This is a genomic window from Inquilinus sp. (assembly GCF_057815775.1).
The window spans coordinates 1-7,709 of sequence record NZ_JBYRFX010000331.1; the positions used below are offsets into that span (position 1 = coordinate 1).

8 protein-coding genes are annotated in these 7,709 nt (G+C 69.7%); 2 read left to right on the forward strand and 6 right to left on the reverse strand.

Annotation, left to right across the window (positions count from 1 at the left end):
* Positions 1 to 229: hypothetical protein (locus AC3XYG_RS11835; protein WP_489140033.1), on the forward strand; the 229-nt coding region annotated here is incomplete at its 5' end.
* Positions 230 to 423: 194 nt separating this feature from the next.
* On the opposite strand, the gene AC3XYG_RS11840 is transcribed toward AC3XYG_RS11835, so the two are convergent.
* The 6 genes from AC3XYG_RS11840 to AC3XYG_RS11865 form a co-directional block, all read right to left on the reverse strand.
* Entirely contained in the window at positions 424 to 1,341 is a 918-nt protein-coding gene (locus tag AC3XYG_RS11840; RefSeq protein WP_489140034.1) for a DMT family transporter, read from the reverse strand.
* 102 nt (positions 1,342 to 1,443) lie between these two features.
* Positions 1,444 to 2,673, reverse strand: coding sequence for a Gfo/Idh/MocA family oxidoreductase (locus AC3XYG_RS11845; protein WP_489140035.1), 1,230 nt, complete (start codon positions 2,671 to 2,673; stop codon positions 1,444 to 1,446).
* A 24-nt stretch (positions 2,674 to 2,697) separates the two neighbouring features.
* On the reverse strand, positions 2,698 to 3,531 hold the full coding sequence (locus AC3XYG_RS11850; protein WP_489140036.1) for a sugar phosphate isomerase/epimerase family protein: 834 nt from the start codon (positions 3,529 to 3,531) through the stop codon (positions 2,698 to 2,700).
* 3 nt (positions 3,532 to 3,534) lie between these two features.
* Positions 3,535 to 4,704, reverse strand: coding sequence for a dihydrodipicolinate synthase family protein (locus AC3XYG_RS11855; protein WP_489140037.1), 1,170 nt, complete (start codon positions 4,702 to 4,704; stop codon positions 3,535 to 3,537).
* A gap of 3 nt (positions 4,705 to 4,707) precedes the next feature.
* Positions 4,708 to 5,859, reverse strand: coding sequence for a Gfo/Idh/MocA family protein (locus AC3XYG_RS11860; RefSeq protein ID WP_489140038.1), 1,152 nt, complete (start codon positions 5,857 to 5,859; stop codon positions 4,708 to 4,710).
* Positions 5,860 to 5,994: 135 nt separating this feature from the next.
* Positions 5,995 to 6,723 carry a TetR/AcrR family transcriptional regulator gene (locus AC3XYG_RS11865; RefSeq protein WP_489140039.1) on the reverse strand — a complete coding sequence of 243 codons (729 nt, stop codon included), beginning with the start codon at positions 6,721 to 6,723 and terminating at the stop codon, positions 5,995 to 5,997.
* Positions 6,724 to 6,929: 206 nt separating this feature from the next.
* On the opposite strand from AC3XYG_RS11865, the gene AC3XYG_RS11870 reads away from it, so the two are divergent.
* Positions 6,930 to 7,709: ABC transporter substrate-binding protein (locus AC3XYG_RS11870; protein ID WP_489140040.1), on the forward strand; the 780-nt coding region annotated here is incomplete at its 3' end.

Consider the following 7,709-nt stretch of genomic DNA (forward strand, 5'->3'; position numbering starts at 1 on the left):
CCGGCGCCGGGACCTGGCGGTCGCCGCGGTGGAGCGCGCCTTCCCCGCGATCGACCCGGCGCGGATCCCCGGGATCCGGGTCGGGCTGGCGGTGCGGCTGCAGGAGGCCGATATGGTCGAATGCCTCGACACCGAGACCACCCGCACCGTCGCCGACCGCCTCTGCCGCTCCCTCGGCATCGAGACCTGCCTCCGGTATCGGGACGACGACATCCTCGACACCGGGTGACGGGCAGGATCCCCCTCGTCGGCGGCTCCGAGGTTAACCGGCCGTGCCAACCCCACACCGTCATCGCGGGCCTGCAGGGCGTGGCGATCCAGGCTGGCGCCGCCTCTGGCTGCACGACTGGATCGCGTCGCTGCGCTCGCGATGACGCTGTAAAACGGTCTTGCGGCTGAAGCAGGCTCTTCAGCGCCGCCCCCTCAAACCCGGGCACGCCTGCGGTTGGCCGAGGACACGATGGCGATGCCGGCCAGCACGACCAGGCCGCCGATCAGCTCGCGCGGACCGACCGGCTCGTGCAGCACGACCAGGCCCAGCAGCAGGGTCCAGACCGGGGTCAGATAGGCGTTCATCGACCCCAGCGTCGGGCCGGCGATGCGCAGGATCTGCATGTACAGTGCGATCGGCAGGGCGGTGGCGAAGATGCCGAAGGCCGCCAACTCGACGGCGTGGGACTGCACCCCGGCAAAGCCGGATGGGCCGGTGATGATCAGAACGGCCGCCAGGCTGGGCAGGCCGGAGAAGGCCTGCTGGCCCAGCGCCAGCCGCACCGGCTGGGGTGCCGGGATGCTGCGGACGTACAGCACGCCGATGGCGTAGCTGACGGCCGTCACCGCCATCGCCAGCGGGCCGAACAGGCCGCCCGGGCTGCCGGCAAAGGCGGCGGGGCCCAGCAGGACGGCCATGCCGGCAAAGCCGACCAGCACGCCGCCGGCGCGCCGGCCGGTCAGCTTCTGCTCGGGGAACAGCAGGTGCGCCAGCACCGCCACGATCAGCGGGCTGGACGCCGCGATCAGCACCGCCAGCCCGGCGGTGGTGTCGGCCAGGGCATAGGCCGTCAGGGAATTCGGGATGATGCCCTGGAAGACGCCCAGCACCGCCCAGTCGCGCCATTCGCGGCCGCGCGGCAGGATGTTCTGCCCCCGCGCCAGCAGCCACAGCCCCAGCAGCCCGCCGCCCATCACGCCGCGGATCGCGGTCAGCGGCATCGGCGCGAAATCCGCCGCCAGCACCTTGGTCAGCAGATAGCCGCTGCCCCACAGGAACGAGCACAGCAGCAGCAGCCCCAGCAGCGGGGCGCCGGCGCGCGGCGCGGCGATATCGGCGGACGGGCTCATGCGTGCCGGTCCCGCCCGGTGTTGAATTCGGTCATGGATCGCTTCCCCCTGGGCCGGCAAGGTGGCCGAAAACCGGCCGGGCGGGAAGAGCCGCAGTGGGACTCAGCCCGCCAGCAGCGGGGCCACTGCGACGCTGCGGCCGGTGTCGATGCTCTCCAGCGCCGCTACGCCGCACAGCACCGCCAGCGCCCCGGCGCGGGCATCGGCGCGCAGGCCCAGCGGGTCCTCGATCCCCGGCCGGAACAGCATCGCCTGCATCTTCGGGTCGCCGCCCCAATGGCCGCCCGGCTCCTGCGGCACCCAGATGTGCTCGACCGCGCCGAAGTTGCGCATCAGCAGGATCTCGTCGGCCGGCGGCGTCGCCCAGGGCTGGCGCTCGAACTGCCGCACCTCGATCCGGCCCTTGGTGCCGTTGAAGGCCAAATGGTGGCCCTCGATCGGCATGAAGGTGTTGAGCGAGTAGGAGACCTGGACGCCGTTCTTGTAGCGCAGGGCCGCGCTCATCGTGTCGGGGATGTCGATGTCCTCGCGGAACACGCAGGCGTCGCGGACATAGCCGTCCTCGCGCGACGGGTCCTCGTACAGCATGGTCAGCCAGGCATCGGCGGCCAGGTCCATGTGGAAGTCGCATTCGCCGGCGTGGGCGCAGTCCCTGCAGCGGGTGCCGCGGAACGGGCCCTTGCTTCCGTAATGGCGCAGCTCGCCGCGGGCGAACACCTCCTCGGGCTCCGAGGCCAGGTACCAGTTCAGCAGGTCGAAATGATGGGTCGCCTTGTGCACGAACAGGCTGCCGGAATTGGCGCGGTAGGCGTGCCAGCGGCGGAAATAGTCGGCGCCGTGCTTGGTGTCGAGATACCAGTGGAAGTCGACCGACACCACCTCGCCGATCGCGCCCTCCAGCAGCAGCTGCTTGATCCGCCGCGAGGTCGGGGCGTAGCGGTAGTTGAAGGTGACGTCGACCCGGCGGCCGGTGCGCCGCTCGGCCTCCAGGATGCGGCGGCACTTCTCCGCCGTCGTGGTCATCGGCTTCTCGGTGATGGCATCGACCCCGGCCTCCAGCGCCTGGACGATGTGGTCGTCATGCGCGCTGTCGCGGCTACACACCATCAGCCGGTCCGGCCGGGTCTCGCGCAGCATGGTGGCGAGATCGGTGAAGACGGGCGCATCGGTGCCGATCGCCGCCTTCGCCCGCTCCAGCCGCAGCGTGTTCTGGTCGCACAAGCCCACCATCTCGACCACGTCGCCGACCTGGGCCAGCAGTTCCCGGCCCCAGGTGCCGGCGCCGCGATGGCCGGTGCCGATCAGCGCGACCCTGGTTTTGCCCTGGCTCATTTCCGCCTCCGCTCCCAAACCCCGTTACAGGGTACAATGCGTCTCGTAGCGCTCGACGCAGGTCCGCAGCACCTCGTCGCCCGGGCGCTTCCACCAGGTCTCGGCCGAGAAGATCTCGACCTCCTGCGGCCCGGCATAGCCGGCGGCCTCGATCGCGGCGCGGATGCCGCGCAGGTCGATCACGCCGTCGCCCATCATGCCGCGGTCCAGCAGCAAATCCGTGGTCGGCACCAGCCAGTCGCAGATGTGGTGCGCCAGGATCTGGTCCGCCGCGCCGGCCCGGGCGATCTGCGGCATCAGCTCCGGGTCCCACCAGACATGGTAGACGTCGATGGCGACGCCGACGCCGTCGCCCAGGATGTCGCAGATATCCAGCGCCTGCTTTAGCGTGTTCACGCAGGCGCGGTCGGCGGCGTACATCGGGTGCAGCGGCTCGATCGCCAGCGGGATGCCGCTGGCCCTGGCGTGCGGCAGGATGGCGCCGATGCCGTCCGCCACCATCTGCCGGGCGGCGGCGATGTCGCGCGATCCGGTCGGCAGGCCGCCGACCACCAGCACCAGGCAGTCGGCGCCCAGCTCCGCGGCCTCGTCCACCGCGCGCAGGTTGTCGTCGATCGCGGCCTTGCGCGCCTCCGGGTCGCCGGCCGGGAACATGCCGCCGCGGCACAGGCCGGTGACCTTGAAGCCGTTGTCGCGCACGATGCGCGCCGCCTCGCTCAGACCGATCTTCTCGACCTGGTCGCGCCAGGGCGCGATCGCGGTGATGCCGTGCGTCAGGCACGCCTCGGCCGCCTGGCGCATGTCCCATTGCATGCGGGTGGTGGCGAGGTTGATGGAGAGTCCTTCGATCGTCGGCATCGGCTATTCCACCCCGCCCACGGCCAGCACCTTGCGCATGCGCTGGGCGGCGAGGTCCGGGTCGCGCAGCACGCGGGCGGCGTCGGCCAGGCGGAACAGCTCGGCCAGATGCGGCAGCGACCGGGTGCTCTGCTGGCCACCGATCATCAGGAAATGGTCCTGCAGCCCGTTGAGATAGGCCAGGAACACGACCCCGGTCTTGTAGAAGCGGGTCGGCGCCTTGAAGATGTGCCGGCTCAGCGGCACGGTCGGCGCCAGGATGGCGTGGAACCCGGCCTCGTCCCCGGCCGCCAGCCGGGCCAGCCCGGCCGAGGCCGCGGGCGCGATGGCGTCGAAGATGCCGAGCAGCGCGTCGGAATAGCCGTGGTCGTCGCCGGCGATCAGCTCGGCGTAGTTGAAGTCGTCGCCGGTGTACATGCGCACGCCCTGCGGCAGGCGGCGGCGCATCGCGATCTCCTTCTCCTTCGACAGGAGCGAGATCTTGATGCCGTCGATCTTGGCGGCGCTGTCGCGGATCACGGCCAGGCAGGTGTCCATCGCCCTGTCGTGGTCGGCATCGCCCCAATAGCCGGCCAGAGCCGGGTCGAACATCTCGCCCAGCCAGTGCAGGATCACCGGCTGGCGAACCTGGGCCAGGATCCGGCTGTAGACTTTGGCATAGTCGTCCGGCCCCTTGGCCACCGCGGCCAGCGCCCGGCTGGCCATCAGGATCACCCGGCCGCCGAGGCCTTCGACCGCCTCGATCTGCTGCTCATAGGCGGCGATCACGTCGTCGACGGTGACGCCGGGGCCGGCTGGCAGATGGTCGGTGCCGGCGCCGCAGGCGATCACCGCACCCGGCCGCTCCTGGGCACCCGCCAGGGCCCGGCCGATCAGCGTCCTAGCCGTCGGCCAGTCCAGCCCCATGCCGCGCTGGGCGGTGTCCATCGCCTCGGCGATGCCGAGCCCGAGGTCCCAGAGATAGTGGCGGAAAGCCAGGGTGCGGTCCCAGTCGACCGCGGTGTCCAGCCAGGGATCGTTGTCGGCCAGCGGGTCGGCCACGACATGCGCCGCGGCATAGGCGACGCGGTTGAAAGCCGGCGCGATGCCCGGCGCCGGGGCCGGCAGCGGCGCGTTGCGGATGCTGTAGCTCTCGGTGCCGCCGCCGGCGCGCGGCAGGGTCAGTGTCGGCATGGCTCAGCGCTCCAGCGCGGGCAGGTCGACCCAGCGCCGCTCGGCCCAGCTCTGCAGCCCGGCCTCGGCCAGCTGCACGCCCTTCACCCCCTGCCACAGATCGTATTTCCAGGGCGTGCCGGCGACGACGTGGCGGATGAAATCCTCCCACTGCGCCTTGAAGCCGTTGTCGTAGACCACGTTGTCCGGCACCTCTTCCCACTGGTCGAGGAACGTCATGGTCTGCGGCACGTCCGGGTTCCACACCGGCCGCGGCGTGTTCACGCGGTGCTGGGTGTAGCAGCGGGTCAGTCCGGCCACGGCCGAGCCATGGGTGCCGTCGACCTGGAAGGTGACGAGGTCGTCGCGCCGCACCCGCACCGCCCAGGAGGAGTTGATGTGGGCGACCACGCCGCCCTCGAGCTGGAAGGTGGCATAGGCGGCGTCGTCGGCATCGGCGTCGTAGCGGCGGCCGGCCTCGTCCACCCGCTCCGGGATATGGGTGGCGCCGAGGCAGCTGACCGACTTGACCTCGCCGAACAGGTTGTCCAGCACGTAGCGCCAGTGGCACAGCATGTCGAGGATGATGCCGCCGCCATCGCCCTTGCGGTAGTTCCAGCTCGGCCGCTGCGCCGCCTGCCAGTCGCCCTCGAACACCCAGTAGCCGAACTCGCCGCGCACCGAGAAGATCCGGCCGAAGAAGTCGGCATCGCGCAGCATGCGGATCTTCTGCAGGCCGGGCAGGTACAGCTTGTCCTGCACCACGCCGTGGCGGATGCCGCGGGCGGTGGCAAGGCGGGCGACCGAGGTCGCATCCGCCAGGGTCTCGGCGATCGGCTTCTCGCAATAGATGTGCTTGCCGGCGTCGATGGCGCGGCTCAGCAGCTCGGTCCGCATCTGGGTCGAGCCGGCGTCGAAGAACAGCGTGTCGTCGGGGTTGGCGAGCGCCTTGTCGAGGTCTGCGGTCCAGCGGGCGATGCCGTGGCGCTTCGCCAGCTCCTCGACCTTCTCGGCGTTGCGGCCGACCAGGATCGGGTCGGGCATCACCTTGTCGCCGTTCGGCAGCACCACGCCGCCCTGGTCGCGGATGGCGCAGATCGACCGCACCAGATGCTGGTTGTAGCCCATGCGTCCGGTGATGCCGTGCATGATGATGCCGAGGCGCTGGGTGGCCATTCCGGGTTCTCCCCTCCCAAGTCGGCGCGGGTGCCTGTCCCGGCCATGATTGTAACCAATTGGTTACTACCGCACCACGGATCGTGGCTTTCGTCAAGAGGGGGGTCGTCAAGAGGGGCGGCATACAGGTCCGACTTAAGGACGCAGCGAGGCCAGGATCATGTGGGCGATGTGGTCGCCCCATTCGGCCAGCGCCTTGGTCTCGGTCAGCTCGCGCCGGAAGATGGTCGACAGCGTGTAGCGGTTCGACAGGTAGAAGGCGCCGAGCGAGGCGATGCTGACATAGACCCGCACCGGGTCGGCATCGGGCCGGAACACGCCGCTGGCGGCGCCGCGCTTGAGCAGGTCGGAGATCACGGCGACCAGCGGCGAATGCAGGTCGAAGATCCGGGCGGACCGCTTCAGGTGTCGCGCCTTCATCATGTTCTCGGTCTGCAGCAAGCTCAGGAATTCAGGGTGGTCGATGAAGTAGCGCCAGGTGAACAGCGCCAGTTCGCGAATGCCTTCGACCGGGTCGTGATCGGCCAGGTGCAGCTTGCTCTCGGCCGAGCGGATGGCGACATAGGCACCCTCCAGCACCGCCAGGTACAGTGCTTCCTTGTCGCCGAAATAGTGATACAGCATGCGCTTGTTGGCGCCGGCGCGTTTGGCGATTTCATTGATCCGCGCGCCGCTGTAGCCTTTCTCCATGAACTCCCGGACCGCGGCCGCCAGGATCGCCGCGCTGGTCCGTTCCGGGTCGCGCACGGCCTTGACCGCAGGCCGGGCCACCGCTTTTGCGGCGGTCTCGGTATCGAGGGCCTCGGGGTCGAGGGTCGGGGCGCTGTCGGTCAGGGCTGCCGTCGGTTCGTCGTCGGTGCTCACGGGTCTGGGGCCTCGGTCATGGCCCCGGGGGCGGCGCCCCCGGGGTTCGGGTTGACAGCCATCATCGCATCGATCAATCTTGTAACCAACTGGTTATAACAAACGGCCGCCGAGGCGATCGATCGGCGGCCGACCCAAGGCCGGAAAACCGGCTGCCGTTCCGCGGGGCCCTCGCCAAGAAGGGCACCAACTCAAGGAGGAAACGAATGGCGACGCTGCGCATGAACCGCAGACAGATCCTCACATTGGGAAGTGCGGCCGCCGGCCTGGCCCTGGCCGGGGCGCCGCGGATCGCCCGGGCCGACGATGCGCGCCTGCGCATGTTTTGGTGGGGCTCGAAGGAGCGCGCCGACCGCACCTCGCAGGTCAACCGGCTGTATGAGGCCGCCCATCCGGAGGTGAAGATCACCGGCGAGAATCTGGGCTGGCCCGACTACTGGCCGCGCCTGGCCACCCAGACCGCGGGCCGCAACGCGCCCGACCTGATCCAGATGGACTACCGCTACATCGTCGAATACGCCCGGCGCGGCGCGCTGCTGCCGCTCGACGAGTACATGCCGTCGATCCTGAAGATCGACGATTTCGGCGGCCCCTCGGTCGATTGCGGCCGGGTCGACGGCAAGCTGTACGGCATCAATCTCGGCAACAATTCGACGGCCTTCGTCTACGACGCCGATACGGTGAAGCAGCTCGGCGTCGAGGTTCCGTCCTGGGACTGGAGCTGGACGCAATGGGCCGACTGGTCGCTCAACGTCGCCCAGAAGAAGCAGGGCTACTGGGGCATGCAGGATGCCGGCGGGGTGGAGCCGTCGCTCGACTGCTGGACCCGCCAGCGCGGCAAGTCGCTCTACACCCAGGACGGTCAGCTGGGACTGGACAAGGAAACCGTGCAGGATTACTTCGACTTCTCGCTGAAGCTCAGTGAGTCCGGCGCAGCACCCAGCGCTTCGGAGACCGTGGAGAAGCTCAACGTCAGCACCGAGCAG